Genomic DNA, 16,659 nt, shown 5'->3' on the forward strand with positions numbered 1-16,659 from the left:
GCGTAGTTGCCCAGGATCTCTTGTGACTGCCTACGGCACCGGGACCTGCGAGCTCTACGGCCACTCTGTTGAAGACTGGGAGTACGGTCAGACTGAATAGCGCGACTACGAGGCCTCCACCTCGATGTATGAAGCGGCATCACAGCTGTTGCTGTGATAGTTGTGAACGCGAACGGGCATGCCGGTCGTCAATGCAAGGAGCGCTGCGGCGTATGCTCGCTTGTGTATCTCTGGATCGGAAGACGCCGATACCGGGAATGTGATCCAGCCGTTTGCGCACAGGTTCGGCGAACCGCCGGCGATCTCGACGCTGAACACCGAGGCGTTGTTTCCGGTGTTCGCCACTCGCACGACCCGGCCGCCGATGACCAGGTCTCCACACAGCGCCGGCGTGCTCGCGCCCACGCAAATTGCAGCCACAAACACAGACAACATCGCTTTCATACGTTCCCTCCTTGGTTGCAAGCTCTAGCGGATCCTGAACTTTCAGGTCACGCGCACGTATCCGATCCGGCAGTAACCCGTGCCCGCATCCCTGGTCGTATAAACCGTCACTTGAGCCCCCGCCATCTTTGCGGCGAGTAGTGTCGCGACGTAGACCTGATAGTTCGGGCTCTCGCGATTTACGTAGGCCCAAGAGACGCTGCCACTGCCACACAACTGAGGTGAGCCTTGCAAATCGATTCGAAACTCGTAGCCCGGACCGTCCGTCGCGTCAGCGCCCGCGATCACTCCCGTGACCGCGCCGTCCCACGCCGATGCGGCATTCATGACCAACAGCATCGCAGCGAAGGTCAGGCCTTCCGCCAACCTACGCATCCCTTCCGCGCTCCGTAACATCTGAATCCTCCTTGCAGTTCCAGCCGGACAAGACCCTCGGCTGACGAGCCTACCGGCTACTTCGCTCGCACCGATGTCGCATCGATCTGGTAAAGAACATCCTCCCCAGCCACTGGTCGTTGTTGTTTGGATTCCGGATCCTTGATCACATCCGTGGTAAACGTGAGATCGATCACTTCCCCCCGCGGAGTCAGATCCACGAACGGGATTGCGGACTCCATATTTCCTTCGCCCCTGACTGCGATCGGCACGATGCCCAGATCACGCAATGCCTTGCCATCGTAGGCGAACACCCGAAATCCCCAGGCGGATTCATTTCCGATGTCGGCAAGGATCAGCAATTCGTGCGGGCCACATCGCGTAAAGAAGCTCGGCGTCATGGCGGAGCTGTCCTCAGCCCCCGCAGAGAAGTACGTTCGTCGCACAGCGCCGCCTTCGGACCTGTATAGCATTGCTCGTTGGCCATAGTCCGTCTCGCTGTCGAGAGACTCATCCCGCCCGAAGACCAACTCGACATCCTTCGCCAACGCGTAGCGTGCCCCGTCAGCAGTTTCGGTCGCCTGCAAATGCAATTCCTGGCAGGCCTGAGCGCCATTGACGACGGCGCCGGCCAGCAAGGGCAGCAAGCTCAGTGGCGTCAAGGCTCGACCAACCATTGAAACACCGAAGATTCGGCTGCTGGATCAATCATCTTGTTGGCATCGGCAAGGTCTTTCACCTCGAAATGCAGGTGCGTCTTCTCACAGGTGATGTTACCCGTTCTTCCCACGTATCCCGCAACGGAGGCCCGCGAGATTCGGCCCTCTGGAATCGAAGACGACAGATGCGCATAGATGAAGTAACGCCGGGAGTTCTTCAGGAACAACTTGGTTGTCACGCCCCAGCCAGTCACCTGGCCATTTCTCCGCTGCGTGTACGGTTTCGCGAGGCCATCCCACACGGCATAGACCGGAGTACCGACCTCGACCGGAGTCAGCGGAGACGTACCGAGGTCAACCCCGTCGTGCGCCTTCTTCCCGCCATTTCTCACCCAGCCGAAGCGCCCGTCCGCGGTGCACCCGTTCTTCTTGTTGATGTACGCGTTGGCCAGCGGATTGTAGTAGTCGAGATTGCTCCATCCTGTCGTGGTGAGTTGCGCGGCCAGCTCGATGAGCGCCCGGTATTCATCGATCACCCAGCCCTCATCGTCCTCATAATCGGGAACGCCTTCGTCGAAGACACCGCCGTACACGATCACGTCCAGAACATCGCCGATCAGGATTTCCAGTGCCGACTCGAGATCGCTGCCGGGCGTGATGGTCTCGTTACCGATCACCACATTACGCAGCAGCGAGGCCACCTCCATAGCCCTGCGGTCGAAGACCGAGTAGTCGGGCCGGGACGACCCGGTGACGTTCCAAATGCCCCACCAGTGCCACACGTTCTGCGTGGCATCAGTGTTGTTGGGATCGGCGAACGGGTCGTCAATATTTCCGAAGCGATACTCGCACGTGTCATACAGGGCGCAGAGCGCCGCGTGATAAGGCGGATAGGGCTTCAGAATGTAGCCGATGTAGGTGGCGTATTTGCCCGGGCTCGATGGGATCTGAGGCGCATTGTCCCTGAAATGATTCGCGTTGGTGAGCCAGCCGTAGAGCTCCGTGAAGAATTTCTGGGCGGCCGCATCGATGATCCTCACCATGGTCGGTCCCTGCCCCCTTACCTGGGATGCATACACGATCTGATCGCGCAAGGTGCTGGGGAAGATACCTGACAGGGCGCTGAGATTGCGCAGTCCGAGATCCATGTAGCCATCCATGTTGAAATCGACGACCGCAACAAAGGCGGGCGCCGGCAGCATCGGCCATTGGCCGGTCGGAGGAGCGCTCGTGCTGACGACGAATCCGCCGCTGGCGGTTTGCGTCAACAGCGTGTTGGGTACGTCGCGACGCGACAGCGGGATGGGGATGCTCAGCTCATCCATCGGTATGAGCGTGATTTCCGGCTCCCATTTCAGATAGAGATCTGTGCGGCCGTCGGCATTGGCATCGCCGTAGTATGCGACGTAGTGCTCATCGAAGCCGGCGCCCTGCGCGGGCGCCACGATGAGCATCAAGGCCGCGGCCCACCCAAGCCATAGCCGGTTCTTCAAAAGAATCAGCATGCGAATCATTCGACACTCCCTATCGATTTCCGTCAGTCCTGATCTGACGCCTCTTGGCGCTGATCACAGCGCCCGTGATCCGTTAGCGAGGCATCGCTTGTATCGGGTGGATTGAACTGGGCGTAGCCAGCCGTGGGGCCAGCAGCCATTTCTGTGACGAGTTGCGGCTGGAACGTTTCATCGATGCGTCGCGCTTGGACGCAATCAGTCTTTGACTCGTTATCCGTTGTGGAGCTGCGAGCGACTGTCTTCGCTTTGGACGTCGATGGGCCGTGTTCCCAGGAATTGAACCCGTAGAGGGCGGCTGCGGCGACGACCAACGCGCCGATCAAGATTAGCTTTCTTGCGTTTGTCATCGGCTGATCGGCTATTCGCGGACCAGCATGTATTCCACTCTGTCCGGTGTGGCGCTCGCGTCATCCCACCGGAAGCGAACCACTGCTCCAGTTGTCTGCGCCATGAGCGCGGCAGCCAACATGTGCTTGCGGCTTTCGACTTCGATCGCCGTACTTGCGAGCGTCAGATAGTGTCGGTTGGGAGGGCTGTTGGTGCCGCCATTCCCCAGCGGCGGGGCGTCGCCACTCAGGACCTGCAGAAACAGGGAGATCTGCGTCTCGCCGGTCTCAATCTCGATGATCTGCGCCTCCGTGTATCTGATGGTGGCGTGAGCGCTGCCAAAACAAAGCAGCCCGGCCGCGACGAATCCCTTCGCAAACTTCTTCATGTGCTTCCCTCCTTGGTACAAAGCACCGTCGGCTTTCGTTCTGATTGAGTTTTGAATCGCTCGTGAGTTTCTGTCAACAGATTTCGCGCGAGCAGAAAGCGAATTCAGGGTTTCACCGAATGGGATGATAGCCTCGACGCCGCAGCATCGACGACAAGAATCTCACCCTGGAGCGAGTCGTTGAATGCTCACATATATTCCTAAATGTGATGAGCGTCAGGCGCTCACTTGAACCAAGTGGTTTTGCGGCGAATCGACTTTCATCGATGTTGGTATTCGGATCTTCAGAGTCGTGCTCCGCGGCTTCCTGAGGAGCACGTCATACCGCATCACTCGCTGACATCCAGGACTCGCAATCGCCTTGCGTCTTCGGCAAGAGGCTTCACCTCGCCCTGATGGATCTGCTGGTTGCCGAGCGCCAGGATCTTCGTTGGTCAGGGTTCAACAGGCATGAACCAGCCCATCACCGCCTTGGTCTCCAAAAACTCGATGAACCCTTCCCGTCCCCACTCGCGACCATTGCCGGACTGCTTGTAGCCACCGAACGGCGCGAACAGGTCGCGTGCGGCGCCGTTCACGTGGATCATGCCGGTGCGCATCTTTGAGGCTACGCGGCGTGCGTTGTCGAGGTTGCCGGAGTGAACGTGGCCGGAAAGGCCGTACACAGAGTCGTTGCAGATACGGATGGCGTCTTCTTCGTCGTTGTATGGAATGAGCACCATCACAGGCCCGAAGATCTCTTCGCGAGCGATGGTCATGTTGTTGTTCACGCCCGCGAAGATGGTTGGCTTCACGAAGTAGCCCTTGATGATGCGCTCGGGCCGCCCGACACCACCGGTGACGACTCGCGCGCCTTCCTCGATGCCTTTCGCAATCAGGGCCTGCACGCGAACGAACTGCAGTTTGTTCGCAAGAGGACCGATCGTCACACCCGGGGCTTTCGGATCGCCAACGACGAGTTGTTCGGCAGCCTTCCGAGCGATCTCGACGGCTTCGTCGTATCGCTTCGCCGGCACCAGCATGCGTGAGGGCGCGTTACAGGACTGACCGCTGTTGGTCATCATCCAGTTCACGCCATGCGCCACGGACGATGCGAGGTCGGCGTCCTCCAGAATGATGTTCGCGGACTTGCCGCCGAGCTCCTGAGACACGCGCTTGACGGTATCGGCTGCGGCCTTGGCGACGAGCACACCGGCGCGAGTCGAGCCCGTGAAGGACATCATGTCGATGTCAGGATGACGCGACATGGCCTCGCCCACGCCAGAACCATCGCCATCCACGAGATTGAAGACACCCTTCGGCACGCCCGCCTCCGCCAGAATCTCAGCGAAGATGTGGGCCGTGACGGGCGCAACCTCGCTCGGCTTCAAGACGACGGTACAACCTACCGCAAGTGCCGGCGCCACCTTGCAGCTGATCTGATTCAGCGGCCAGTTCCAGGGCGTGATCAAACCACACACGCCGATGGGCTCACGCAGGATCTGCGTCGTGCCGAGGCGCTCCTCGAACTCGAAGTCCTTGAGAATGGTCAGCGCCGTCGACAGGTGACGAAAGCCGCTGCCCGCCTGCGCCTGCACCGCCAACTGCATGGGCGCGCCCATCTCATCCGACACCGCACGCGCCAGCCGCTCGATGTTCGCCTCGTACACCTTGGCGATGCGCTCGAACAGCGCAATGCGCTCTTCCCGGCTGGTCTGCGAATACGTCTCGAAGGCAGCGCGCGCCGCGCGGACCGCGGCGTCGACGTCATCGGCCGTTCCCAACAGGATCTTCCCGATCGGCTCCTCGGTCGCAGGGTTGATGACCAGCGATTCCTTGCGGCCGGCCGGAGTCACCCACTCGCCATTGATGAAGAAGCGCCTGCAGTCGTACATGGAACCCCCAATGAAGAGCACTCACTCGCGACAGCGCAAGTGAGCTTCTTAAAGGATTCAAGTACACCACAGCACTGTCCCCGGCCGTGATGACATCGGCGCTCGGAGCGTTGCAGATGGAACACCGCCGGCGTCTGGGACTTCATGGTGACATCGATGAGGTACGCCGCCCGTACTCGTCGTAGCGACCGATGCGGTTCGCCCGTTCGACGTTTTGTCCCGCAGTCGAGGCGCAGGTCGCGCTGTTTCGAGTTTCGGCGAGCTAAGTAGTCAGCTGCAACGCAATGAAGACGTCAAGCTCGTTGTCGCGATACATGCGCAGCGGTTCATCGGTCAGGTGATTCACCTGGCACCGCAACTGCACTCCGGAGCGCAGCTGATATCAAATGTTCAGATCCAGCACCGATTCGGATTCCAGAGCCTGCAGGTCCGCCCCGTTCTACCCGTATGACCGTGAACCGGCTATGGCGCTTGTAACCCAACCCCGCCTCGATCGAGCCCTAGCTGTACCACAGATCGAACACCGCGGTGTTCCGCAGACCCTACAGATCCGCACCCAAGTAGTAACCGCGCGGCAGCTCCGCCCGTGCCGTGAAGGCGACCGCGCAGAGCAAGACTCCCCAGCGTATGCCAGCGCGAATCGTCCTTTCCCTTGCATGGCATTCCGCTGTCAAACTGCACCGTGTCCAGGCGCCCGAGACGATTTTCGATCCCGGGCTTTACGTCGGAGAATATTAATCATATAAAAGGCCATCATGGAATCCCGTGCATGATCGACACTGCAACCCACATCGCCGGCGACTGGGGCACGACCCACCTGCGGCTGCATCTATGCCATGGCGCGACCGTGCTCGATAAGGTCGAGGGCGCCGGCATCGGCGCGCTGACCACGAGCCCCGAGACCACGTTGTTTGACGCCGTTGCTCCCTGGGCCCGCGAGCATGGCGCCCTTCCCATCTGGCTTGCCGGCATGGTCGGATCCCGCAATGGCTGGCGCGAAGTGCCGTACGCATCCTGCCCGGCCGGGGTGACTGAGCTCCACCAGGCAATGTTGCGCTTCAACGCGCGGGGCCACGATATCGCGATCGGCGCCGGCGTGTCCTGCACGAATCCGCAAGGCGCGCCCGATGTGATGCGCGGTGAGGAAACGCAGATCTTAGGCGCGATCGCCACGCACCCCGAGTTCGGCCGCGGCAGAAACATCATTGCCCTGCCCGGCACCCACACCAAGTGGGCGCTAGTACAAGACGGCAAATTGCAGTCTTTCCAAACGAGCTTGTCGGGCGAGCTGTACGCACTGCTTCGAGATCGTAGCACCTTGCTGAAAGCCTCCTCGGTCGCCGAAATGAACGACGACGCGGAGCGCCGCGGCTTTGAGGCGGGACTGCAACGTAGCCGCGAGCTGCGAACGGTTCCCTTGAGTCATCTGTTGTTTGAAGTGCGTTCCCGCCAGCTCATTTTAGGAATGACGCATGCCGAAGCGTCGGCGTTTCTGTCCGGGCTCATCATCGGTCAGGACGTGCTCGGCGCACTGCCCTTGTTTGATGGCACGTTGCGCGCTGTCCCGGCGGTGCCGATCATCGGCGCGCCGAAGCTTGCCGCCTTCTACAGCGCGGCGCTGGCGGCCCATGGTATCCAGTCGCTGTCGCTGGATGCGACCGAGCTGACGGTTGCCGGTCTCAATGCCCTTGCCCATTCGACGGAGTAAGCCTCGTGCCTTCGATCAATGATTTGCCGCCTCTGATCGCGATCCTCCGTGGCATCCGTCCCGATGAAATCCTGGAGGTCGCTTCAGCGCTCGTGGACGCGGGCATCTACGGCATTGAAGTGCCGCTGAACTCACCCGAGCCATTGATGAGCATCCGCCGCTTGACCGAGCGGTATGGGGAGCAATGCCTGTGCGGCGCCGGCACGGTGCTGAAGCCCGCGCAGGTCGATGCCGTGGCGCAGGCCGGCGGCAAACTCATCGTCACACCGAACGTGAGTCACGCCGTGATCGCCCGAGCCGCCGAATTGGGTCTGGTCTCGGTGCCGGGATTTGCGACCGCCACCGAAGCGTTCGAGGCGATCGATGCCGGCGCGACCGCATTGAAGCTGTTCCCCGCCTCCACCTATGGCGTGCAGCACTTGAAAGCGCTGCGGGCCGTGCTGCCGCCCATCAAAATATTCGCGGTCGGTGGCGTCGGCGCCAAGACGTTGGCCGAATGGAAAGACGCAGGCATCGACGGCGTCGGTTTCGCCTCGGATCTCTATGCGCCGGGTCGGCCCGCCGCCGATGTGGGCGCACGCGCCGCGGCCATCGTGAGCGCCTGGCGCGAGACGCGGGGCTCCATCAGCGTCTGAGCATGCTATGTTGCTCGTTGTCACGGCCTAAAGTTTTGAACCAGGCAGCATGCGCAGACCCAGCGGACAAAACCTGACCTACGCCATCGTCGAAGAACTGGGGCACGCCGTTGTCACCCAGGCCTATGGCGATGCTGTGCCGTTTCCGATCGAAGCGGAGCTGTGCAAGCAGTTTGGCGCCAGCCGAACGGTGTTGCGCGAGGCGGTGAAGATGCTGACCGCCAAGGGGCTGCTCAGCGCTCGTCCGCGGCAGGGCACCTGGGTGGAGCCGGAGAAGAATTGGAATCTGCTCGATCCGGATGTGCTTCGCTGGCTCTTGGAGCGGAAGTTCTCGCTGGATCTGCTCGCCGAGTTCACCGAAGTGCGCTTCGCCATCGAACCGTCGGCGGCCGCGCTCGCCGCCCGCAGCGCGACGCCTGAAGGCCTTGCCCGAATCCATCGTGCGATCGAGCGGATGAAGCTTGCGAGTCAAGGGGAAGACGACCCGCTCGAATCGGATATCGCATTTCATGTGGCCGTGTTGCACGCCACCGGCAATCGTTTCTACGCGCAGCTCGAAGATGTGATCAACGCCGCCCTGCGCATCTCCATTCGCCTCACCAACTCGGTCAAAGGCGTGCCGCAGGCGGACGTTGCCCTTCACAAGAAAGTGTTGGATGCGATTGAAGCCGGCGATGCGAAGAAGGCACGGTCGATCATGGAAGATATCGTCACCGAGGTGCTCGATTTGATCCAGACCGCGCGACGCAAGAACAATAAGGCCGCCGCATCGCGCGGCGCCACCACTGCTGCGCCTCGCGCCGCTTCCGGCAGTCGCAACGGCAGCGCTCGCCGCCGGGCGAGCTGAGCTCAGCGCTCGTCGATACCGCCCGGGCCGCGCTGTGGCCTCGGTCAGCCCAGCAAGCCAACGCTCGCATCTCGCATCGACGCTGTCGCTCGTGCCGGCTGCCAGCGATCGGTTGCGTTCCTCCTGGGGTTCTGCCGCCCGATCCAGGTCTACGTCGCCGCGTGCATTCGAAAGGTCGATTCAGCCCGCGAGTTGAACGAGATGTTCGGCAGATGCTCCGTTGACTCCAGTCGGCCGAATTGCTTGATCAAATGTCACAAATCTGCCATTGTTCCTGACGGCCAGCGCCAGGAGATATCGATCAGTGATCTGCTTCGGTGCGAGCAACTCGGAATGTTTGAAGATCTCGGTATCGGCGAGGGTGACATCATCAGGCCAGAAGCGATGATGCTCTGCTGACTTGGCGCTCGCGAGGCGCTGCAAGATTGCAGCTATCGGTAAGGGATTCGGATATCCAGCACTGGCCATGATGCGAGCGGTGCCGTTCTCAGTGATAGGACAGGATGCCCAGCCATGTTCGATGTGGGTGGAGAACCAGCTGGTGGCGCTGGAATGGCCAATGTAATCTCTATCGAGCAGCGCAATCAGTACATTGATGTCGAACAGCGTCCGCATTCAGTAGACGTCCTGTTCACGGAGCCGATCGATTTGGTCATTTGTGACCACACCACCACGACTTTCGAACGGCACGAAGCCGCCGACTCCAGTACTCGTGGGCGTGGTGGATGTCCGAGTCAGCGCACGACGAGCCAATTCAGATAACACGGCCCCCGCTGTGCGGTCCGATTGTCGCGCGAGGCTTTTGGCAGCCTCCAGCACGTCGTCATCAATGTCCAGTGTGGTACGCATGATCGGATTTTATGCATCTGATGCACCTGCATCAAATGCGGAGCGTGGCGGTAAGTCCTTGCATCTTCAGGTTCCGCCGTTCGGCCAGATGGGTGCGCCAGAGGCGCGACGAGTGCTTCTGCGTGTGCGTGCTCCGATCCTGATAGCCGTCAAGCGCGGCCATCGCCCGTCGCCGTCCTGCCGGACACCGCCTCAGCACGGCAAATGCCGGGACCTCTTCGCGCCGGGCCCGTACCCGGTGGGCCAGCCCATGCTGCAGGCTGCGTCCATCATTCGGGACAGAGATCTGATGGGTGCGAGTGCGCGTGACGAAGGCGGCGGCGTCGCGGAACTGGCGTCATTTGGAACGAACCCAATACGCGAACAATCCCCAACATGCTGCGACCCAAGGGGAAACGGTCGACGTGATGAGCAGAAGAGCGCCGAGACTGACCTGCTCAGCATGAGTCATTGCATCTCGCATCGCCTCCGTCGCTCGAGGCAAGCACTTCCTCGCGAGTCAGTGAACATCCAACAGGGAATACAGGTCCATCTGGCGGCTGTCGCCGATGACCTGCTCGAAATCGAGGCCTAGGGTCGCGAGCACCGGCTCGGCCACCGGTTTGATCTGCTTGATCACGTAGTGCTCGCGGTCGAGCGGATGTTTGATGTTGTCGATGGGCTCGGGGCCGCCGGTCGTGATGACGTAGCTGATCAATCGGCCCAGCGGCTGCGTCGACTTGCGAGCCGCAACGACGTGCGGCGGCGTGGTCGCCGTGTACTCCTCGGTGTCCTTCCGCAGGCTCTTCTTGTAGACGAGCGCATCGTCCAGCTTGCCATCACGCACTTTGCCCACGATGCCCGCAAGATAGATATCGACCGGCTGATCGGTGAACAGGCGATGGTAGAGCTCGCGCTGAACCTGCTTGGCGAGCGCGGTCCAGTCACGTCGCACGACTTCCATGCCGACGAACTGCACGCCATCGATGTCGTTCGCGTTGAGCAGGCCCGCATAGCGTTTGCTCGCGCCTCTGGTACTGCCTCTCGCGCGCGGCAGGAACAGTCGCAAATAGAGTTTCTCGAACTTGAGCTCGAGCTTGCTGGTGACGCGCCACGCCCCGTCGATGTAGCGCGCGATGTCCTGATTCAACCTGGCCGCAAGCGCCTTGCCCTGCGCGCGCGCCTCCTCCGCGTCCTGCATGCCAGAGCGTACGAACAAGCTGTCGGTGTCGCCATAGAGGACCGTGTAGCCTGCGCTTTCGAACCACTGCTTCGACCACAGCAGAATCTCACGACCGGTGCCCGTGATCGAATTCGCGAGCGCCGGGTTGTAGAACCGGCAGGCCGGCGTGCCAAGCACGCCGTAGCAGGAGTTCATCAGGATCTTGATGGCGCCCGACGCCACCTCATCGCCGTTCTTCTTCGCCACATCGCGCCGTGGAAACAGATCATCGAGCAACCTGGGCAGGATCGCCGGCTCCCGGCGGAATGCGCCCCCGGGCGTCTCGATCAAGTCATCATCCGGCTCGGGCCGCGCCACATACGACAACGGATCGATGTTGAACGTGCGAATGATGCTCGGATACAGACTCTTGAAGTCGAATACCCAGACGTGCTTGTGCAGTCCCGTGAGCGGTTCGAGCACGTGACCGCCCTGCTGAGCCTCGTAGACGCGCGCGTCGCTGGATCGCACCGTCGGCGCGACGATCCCGCGCTTTTCGAGTTCCGACAGATACAGGAAGTCGAAGGAGGCGATGCTGGCGGCAACCCGATCGGGCGTCATGCCGGTCAGCTGACTGCGCGCCACCGCGAGCTGAATCACGTTGAGCTTCGCGACGATCTCATACGCGAGGCGTGCGTCCGTGCGTGCGTACAGTGCAAACGCCGGCAGATCGTTGCGATAGTTGTGCAGGATCTCCGCAAGCCGATCGCGGACATCGCCGTGGACCGCCTTGCCCTCGCCCAGCACTTCACGAGCGACGGCATCGAGCGAGTAATCCTCCATGCGCACGAATGCGCCGCGCAGCAGATCGATGCCGTCCATGACCAGTCGGCCCGGAATGCTCGCCTGCCCGCTGCCGAAATAACCCTCGGCCTTGCGGATCCGGATCGCGCCGGCATCGCGCCCCAGGTTGAACGGATGTCGCAGACGCTGGGCGAGTCGCTGAAGCATCGTCAGGTCGAAGTCGATGATGTTCCAGCCGGTGATGACATCCGGATCCAGCCGCTGGATCCTCTCGCAGAAGGCATTGAGCGCGGAGTACTCATCGAGGCAGCGCGTTGCCTTCTCCGGCATGGGCCGGTCGCTGCCATCGACGATGAGCACCTCGTCGATCTCATTCGAATACATCGAGATCGCGAGCAGCCGCTCGCCCTTGCCGTCGGTTTCGATATCGAATGACAGCACGCGCGGCTCGATCCGCACGTCCGCCGGCGTCATCACGGGATTATCGAAGGTCCAGGTGATGGACTCGCCCGGCGTCGCCTCGCCTTCGATCTCACAGCCGCCCTTGATGCCGCGCTCGATCAGGTAGCGAATGGCGAATCGCACGTCGGCCTCGTAGGTATCGATGCCCGCATCGTGCAATCGATCTCGCAAGCCCGGCACATCGCCGGGCGTTTCCATGTCGAAGCGCGAGACCGGCTCGCCAAGGAACGTGCGCTTCTCCAAAGGGATTGGCCGCTGCGAAGTAAGATGGCTCGCCCGCTCGAGGTCGGCAGTGCGGATATAGAAGTGTGGACGCTGCCGGTCGTCGCGCACCAGAAAGGTCCCGCCGTCCTCCAGCCGCCCATAAATATGAATGACAGGCGTCCTCGACCCGGCCGGGCCGGAGACGATGCGATAACTGGCTTGAAGAATGAAACCGCGGAGCTTGAGCACGGGCGAATTGTGCGCTAAGTGAGGCCTCGCTGCGAGTGCAACTGGCCAGCCTTTCATCCCGCTGTTGCGGGGAGAAAACCTGCCAGAACTGTGAGCGCACCCGATACTTGACATCGTCAAGTAATTGCGCGATGTTTTGTTCGAACAAAGAATTCCGCCGACGAGTGCATCGAAAGCATGGCTGAGGAAGCGGAAATCGGGCTCGCGCCCGCACGGCTATCCTTCGATGAGCAGGACGGAGGCGGCGGGAATCGAACCCGCCTTCCGCACGGATAACGTTGAGAGGCACGAGGGAGCCGGCGCGTCACGCCGTGGACAGGATCAGCATCATGAGTGCAGCCATCGACTCCATCATCTCCGATGTCCGCCAGTTCAATCGCTTCTACACCAAAACCATCGGCGTGCTTGGCGAGGGCATGCTCGGTTGCGGCTACTCGCTGAGCGAGGTTCGTGTGCTGTACGAGATCGCCAATGGCGAAAACGTCATGGCCGCGGACCTGGTGCGAACGTTAGGGATGGATTTCGGCTATGTGAGCCGGATTCTCGCGCTGTTCGAGAAGCGCGGTTTCCTGAAACGCCAGCGCTCCGACACCGACGCCCGCAAATCTCTTCTGATACTCACGACCCGAGGCCGCAAAGCGTTCGAGGCGCTGAACCAGCAGGCTCGCGATGAGATCGCAAAGCTCCTCGAGCCGCTTGCCACCCATCAACAATTGCAGTTGCAAGCGAATCTGCGCCAGGTGCAATCCCTGCTCGACCCCGCGGAACGAAGCACGCAGGTGAAGCTACGGACACATCGGGCCGGCGACATGGGATGGATCATCCAGCGGCACGGCGCGCTGTATGAAAAGGAATATGGCTTCAATGCCGATTTCGAAGCGCTCGTGGCCGAGATCTGCGCAAAGTTTCTGCGGGAATTCGATGCGACCAAGGAGCGGTGCTGGATCGCAGAGCTCGGCGATGCGCCGGTCGGCACCATCATGCTGGTCCGTGGGGCCGAGGGCGTCGCGAAATTGCGATTGCTGCTGGTCGAGGACAGCGCAAGAGGCCTGGGCGTCGGGCGCATGCTCGTGCAGGCGTGCATCCAATTCGCCCGTGAGGCCGGCTACGACGCCATCACACTCTGGACACAAAGCAATCTTTCTGCCGCCCGCAAACTTTACCTATCCGCAGGCTTCAAACTGGAGCATAGCGAGCCGCACGTGAGCTTCGGTCAATCCCTCGTGGGCGAGACCTGGACTCTGCCTCTAAAGTAAGCCGGCGCGCCGGCACTGTTCCTGGAACGATGCCCGCGCTGAATCATTCAGTGAGCACATCGAACGATGGACAAGCGAAGATGGCCACCGCTCGCAAACATCGCTGGTCGCAACGGGTCACCGAAACGAGCGACGCGCTCACCCTGGAGAAAGGCGTCTTCACCCGCAGCAGCGCACGCAGCATCGCTGCCTCCTTGATGCGCTCCGCCGAGCGAAGCCACAAGCGCAAGTCGAGTCCGTATCGGTCCGCGATGTCCATGCTGACCTTCTACGAGAACCGCGCCGGTAAAACATTACCCGCTTCCAGCCGGCGCAAGCTCGAGGCCGCCAAGGAGGAATTGCGCAACCTCTACGGAAAGTCCTCGGCCCAGACATCCTCGGCCAAAGCATCCTCAACATCCGCCCGACAGGCATCCTCCAAAGCGCGCCGTAGAACCGGCGCCCACCGGACATCCTCAAAGGCACGCGGAAAAACGACCACCCGCCGGACATCCTCGAAGGCACGCCGCAACGCCACCGCCCCGACATCCGCGAGGGCGCGACGGAAAACTATCGCCCGACGTCCGCGGCGCAAGACCAACGGCGCCCGCACGCAGAAATAGCCCCAGCCGGCCGTGCGATCCGGGGAACGTTCCCAGGCGCGGCGCGTTGCACCTGCGGTCTTCATCTCACCTCGATCGGGTACCCACCTTGAGCCGCCGTAGCTTCGCATCGCAATTGCGTGAGGGCCTGCCCCATCCCCGTGGCGCATTTTGGGATGGCCAGGGCACGAACTTTTCACTGTTCTCCGCCCACGCCACCAAGGTCGAGCTGTGCCTGTTCGATAACGACGGCCAGACCGAGATTGAGCGGATCGAGCTGCCGGAATACACCGACGAGATCTGGCACGGCTACCTGGTCGATGTGGGCCCGGGCACCGTCTATGGCTATCGCGTGCACGGCCCGTACGAGCCCGAGAACGGCCATCGCTTCAATCCGAACAAACTGCTGATCGATCCCTACGCGCGCGAATTCGTCGGCAAGCTGCAGTGGGACCCTGCTCTGTTCGGCTACACGATCGGCGCCGAAGGCGATGATCTCACTTTCGATGAGCGCGACAGCGCGCCCTTCATGCCCAAGTGCGTGGTCGCCGATTCAAACTTCGATTGGAAGCAGTCGGTGAGCCCGCTCGTGCCCTGGGATCGCACGATCATCTATGAGACGCACGTGCGCGGCTACACCATGAAACATCCGGCCGTGCCCGAGGATCAGCGCGGCACGTTTCTGGGGCTCGCCGCCCCCGAGGTGATCAAGTACATCAAGTCGCTTGGCGTCACCTCCGTCGAGTTGCTGCCCATACACGCGTTCGCGTACGACAGTCACCTGCTCGAGAAGGGTCTCACGAACTACTGGGGCTACAACTCCCTCGGCTTCTTCGCGCCGGACCCGCGCTACCTGATCGATCCGCGTCAGGGCGTGCAGGAGTTCAAGGAGATGGTCGCGCGCTTCCATGATGCGGGACTGGAGGTCATTCTCGATGTGGTCTACAACCACACCGCTGAAGGCAACGAGCGCGGTCCGACGCTTTGTTTCAGGGGCGTGGACAACTTCTCCTACTACCGTCTGATGCCGGACCAGAAGCGCTATTACATCAACGACACCGGCACCGGCAATACGCTCGACATGAGTCACCCGCGAGTGATCCAGATGGTCACTGACAGTCTGCGCTTCTGGGCGCAGGAGATGCACGTCGATGGCTTCCGATTCGATCTCGGCACCATTCTCGCGCGCGAGCCCAACGGCTTCGACAACCGCAGCGGCTTCCTCAAGGCCTGCTCGCAGGATCCGGTGCTCAGTCGCCTCAAGCTCATCGCCGAGCCCTGGGATTGCGGCCCCGGCGGCTATCAGGTCGGCGAGTTTCCGCCGGGCTGGGCGGAATGGAACGATCAGTATCGCGACACTGTTCGTGACTTCTGGCGCGGTGAGGCCTCGGCCGCCAAAGTCTCGCCGCGCCTGTACGGCTCGGCCGATATCTTCAACAAGTTCGGTCGCAGGCCCTACGCCAGCATCAACTTCATCACCGCACATGACGGCTTCACGTTGAACGATCTCGTGAGCTACAACGAGCGGCACAACGAAGCCAACCAGGAGGACAACAAGGACGGCCACGAGCACAACCGCTCCTGGAACTGCGGGGCCGAAGGGCCAACGGACGATGAAGGGATCAACACGCTGCGCGGCCGGCAGATGCGCAACTTCCTCGCAACCCTGCTGCTCTCTCAAGGCACGCCGATGCTGCTTGCAGGCGATGAGTTCGCGCGCACCCAGCAGGGCAACAACAACGCCTACTGTCAGGATAACGACATCAGCTGGGTCGACTGGTCGCTGGCTGAGAAGAACGAGACGCTCGTGCGCTTCGTACAGCAACTGACGGCGCTGCGCGCGAAGTTTCCGATTCTTCGGCGCAACCGGTTCCTCTCGGCGGAGGAGAATCCGCGCATCGGACTCAAGGAGATCACCTGGATCAACGCGACCGGTCAGGAAATGGACGATGAGCACTGGAACGATGAGGGCATGCAGTGCTTCGGCATGCTGCTCGATGGGCGCGCTCAGCCCACGGGTCTGCGCCAACGCGGACAGGACGCCACCTTGCTGATCGTGCTCAATGCGTATCACGACCTGGTCGAGTTCACCTTGCCGGGCGATACGCCCGAGGCGCGCTGGACGCTCTTGATCGACACCAACCTCCCCGATCTGCCGACGGGGCGCAAAGCCATCTTCACGCCCGGTGAAACCTATGGCGTCACGGGCCGATCGCTGCTGGTCTTCAGCCTCGATGCGCAGTCCGAGTCGGTCCTCAATCGCGCCGTGAAGCCTGCGAACGAGCCTGCGCCTGGGAAGTAAAGGTTGCCGCGCACGAGGCGGGCGTGGACACTACGCGACC

General features: G+C 61.5%; 15 protein-coding genes. 6 read left to right on the forward strand and 9 right to left on the reverse strand.

Annotated features, from left to right (window positions below):
* Nucleotides 1–105 precede the first annotated feature (105 nt).
* From JM946_RS13520 to JM946_RS13545, 6 genes are all read right to left on the reverse strand, one after another.
* Nucleotides 106–444, reverse strand: a complete 339-nt coding sequence (locus JM946_RS13520) for a DUF5992 family protein (protein WP_203167778.1) — start codon at nucleotides 442–444, stop codon at nucleotides 106–108.
* A 42-nt stretch (nucleotides 445–486) separates the two neighbouring features.
* On the reverse strand, nucleotides 487–840 hold the full coding sequence (locus JM946_RS13525) for a hypothetical protein (protein ID WP_218042800.1): 354 nt from the start codon (nucleotides 838–840) through the stop codon (nucleotides 487–489).
* 56 nt (nucleotides 841–896) lie between these two features.
* Nucleotides 897–1,466, reverse strand: coding sequence for a hypothetical protein (locus JM946_RS13530; protein ID WP_203167780.1), 570 nt, complete (start codon nucleotides 1,464–1,466; stop codon nucleotides 897–899).
* 11 nt (nucleotides 1,467–1,477) lie between these two features.
* Nucleotides 1,478–2,932 carry a M23 family metallopeptidase gene (locus JM946_RS13535; protein ID WP_203167781.1) on the reverse strand — a complete coding sequence of 485 codons (1,455 nt, stop codon included), beginning with the start codon at nucleotides 2,930–2,932 and terminating at the stop codon, nucleotides 1,478–1,480.
* 418 nt (nucleotides 2,933–3,350) lie between these two features.
* Nucleotides 3,351–3,707 carry a hypothetical protein gene (locus JM946_RS13540; RefSeq protein ID WP_203167782.1) on the reverse strand — a complete coding sequence of 119 codons (357 nt, stop codon included), beginning with the start codon at nucleotides 3,705–3,707 and terminating at the stop codon, nucleotides 3,351–3,353.
* Between the two features lie 434 nt (nucleotides 3,708–4,141).
* Nucleotides 4,142–5,581, reverse strand: coding sequence for an aldehyde dehydrogenase family protein (locus JM946_RS13545; RefSeq protein WP_203167783.1), 1,440 nt, complete (start codon nucleotides 5,579–5,581; stop codon nucleotides 4,142–4,144).
* Between the two features lie 652 nt (nucleotides 5,582–6,233).
* On the opposite strand from JM946_RS13545, the gene JM946_RS13550 reads away from it, so the two are divergent.
* From JM946_RS13550 to JM946_RS13560, 3 genes are read left to right on the forward strand one after another with little or no spacing between them, the layout of a single operon-like run.
* Complete coding sequence (locus JM946_RS13550) at nucleotides 6,234–7,289, forward strand: 2-dehydro-3-deoxygalactonokinase (protein ID WP_203167784.1); 1,056 nt, start codon at nucleotides 6,234–6,236, stop codon at nucleotides 7,287–7,289.
* A gap of 14 nt (nucleotides 7,290–7,303) precedes the next feature.
* Nucleotides 7,304–7,924, forward strand: coding sequence for a 2-dehydro-3-deoxy-6-phosphogalactonate aldolase (locus tag JM946_RS13555; RefSeq protein ID WP_203167915.1), 621 nt, complete (start codon nucleotides 7,304–7,306; stop codon nucleotides 7,922–7,924).
* A 49-nt stretch (nucleotides 7,925–7,973) separates the two neighbouring features.
* Complete coding sequence (locus JM946_RS13560; RefSeq protein WP_203167785.1) at nucleotides 7,974–8,771, forward strand: FadR/GntR family transcriptional regulator; 798 nt, start codon at nucleotides 7,974–7,976, stop codon at nucleotides 8,769–8,771.
* 180 nt (nucleotides 8,772–8,951) lie between these two features.
* On the opposite strand, the gene JM946_RS13565 is transcribed toward JM946_RS13560, so the two are convergent.
* From JM946_RS13565 to JM946_RS13575, 3 genes are all read right to left on the reverse strand, one after another.
* Nucleotides 8,952–9,386, reverse strand: coding sequence for a TA system VapC family ribonuclease toxin (locus JM946_RS13565; RefSeq protein WP_203167786.1), 435 nt, complete (start codon nucleotides 9,384–9,386; stop codon nucleotides 8,952–8,954).
* A complete protein-coding gene (locus tag JM946_RS13570) occupies nucleotides 9,387–9,620 on the reverse strand; it encodes a ribbon-helix-helix domain-containing protein (protein ID WP_203167787.1) in 234 nt (77 codons plus the stop codon).
* Between the two features lie 499 nt (nucleotides 9,621–10,119).
* A complete protein-coding gene (locus JM946_RS13575; RefSeq protein WP_203167788.1) occupies nucleotides 10,120–12,480 on the reverse strand; it encodes a DNA polymerase II in 2,361 nt (786 codons plus the stop codon).
* Nucleotides 12,481–12,809: 329 nt separating this feature from the next.
* On the opposite strand from JM946_RS13575, the gene JM946_RS13580 reads away from it, so the two are divergent.
* From JM946_RS13580 to glgX, 3 genes are all read left to right on the forward strand, one after another.
* A complete protein-coding gene (locus JM946_RS13580; protein ID WP_203167789.1) occupies nucleotides 12,810–13,736 on the forward strand; it encodes a bifunctional helix-turn-helix transcriptional regulator/GNAT family N-acetyltransferase in 927 nt (308 codons plus the stop codon).
* A gap of 50 nt (nucleotides 13,737–13,786) precedes the next feature.
* On the forward strand, nucleotides 13,787–14,338 hold the full coding sequence (locus tag JM946_RS13585) for a DUF3175 domain-containing protein (RefSeq protein WP_322110933.1): 552 nt from the start codon (nucleotides 13,787–13,789) through the stop codon (nucleotides 14,336–14,338).
* Between the two features lie 88 nt (nucleotides 14,339–14,426).
* Nucleotides 14,427–16,619: a glycogen debranching protein GlgX gene (gene glgX, locus JM946_RS13590; RefSeq protein ID WP_203167791.1), complete on the forward strand. Its 2,193-nt coding sequence runs from the start codon at nucleotides 14,427–14,429 to the stop codon at nucleotides 16,617–16,619.
* Nucleotides 16,620–16,659: the final 40 nt, after the last annotated feature.

Source organism: Steroidobacter gossypii, assembly GCF_016801985.1.
In the GTDB taxonomy this organism is placed as follows: Bacteria; Pseudomonadota; Gammaproteobacteria; order Steroidobacterales; family Steroidobacteraceae; genus Steroidobacter; species Steroidobacter gossypii.

Excerpts from the sequence above, each read along its gene's own strand:
- JM946_RS13565 (WP_203167786.1), bottom strand. The coding sequence starts at position 9,386 with ATGCGGACGCTGTTCGACATCAATGTACTGATTGCGCTGCTCGATAGA.
- JM946_RS13535 (WP_203167781.1), bottom strand. The coding sequence starts at position 2,932 with ATGCTCATCGTGGCGCCCGCGCAGGGCGCCGGCTTCGATGAGCACTAC.
- JM946_RS13580 (WP_203167789.1), top strand. The coding sequence starts at position 12,810 with ATGAGTGCAGCCATCGACTCCATCATCTCCGATGTCCGCCAGTTCAAT.
- JM946_RS13520 (WP_203167778.1), bottom strand. The coding sequence starts at position 444 with ATGAAAGCGATGTTGTCTGTGTTTGTGGCTGCAATTTGCGTGGGCGCG.
- JM946_RS13525 (WP_218042800.1), bottom strand. The coding sequence starts at position 840 with ATGTTACGGAGCGCGGAAGGGATGCGTAGGTTGGCGGAAGGCCTGACC.
- JM946_RS13570 (WP_203167787.1), bottom strand. The coding sequence starts at position 9,620 with ATGCGTACCACACTGGACATTGATGACGACGTGCTGGAGGCTGCCAAA.
- JM946_RS13545 (WP_203167783.1), bottom strand. The coding sequence starts at position 5,581 with ATGTACGACTGCAGGCGCTTCTTCATCAATGGCGAGTGGGTGACTCCG.
- JM946_RS13560 (WP_203167785.1), top strand. The coding sequence starts at position 7,974 with ATGCGCAGACCCAGCGGACAAAACCTGACCTACGCCATCGTCGAAGAA.
- JM946_RS13540 (WP_203167782.1), bottom strand. The coding sequence starts at position 3,707 with ATGAAGAAGTTTGCGAAGGGATTCGTCGCGGCCGGGCTGCTTTGTTTT.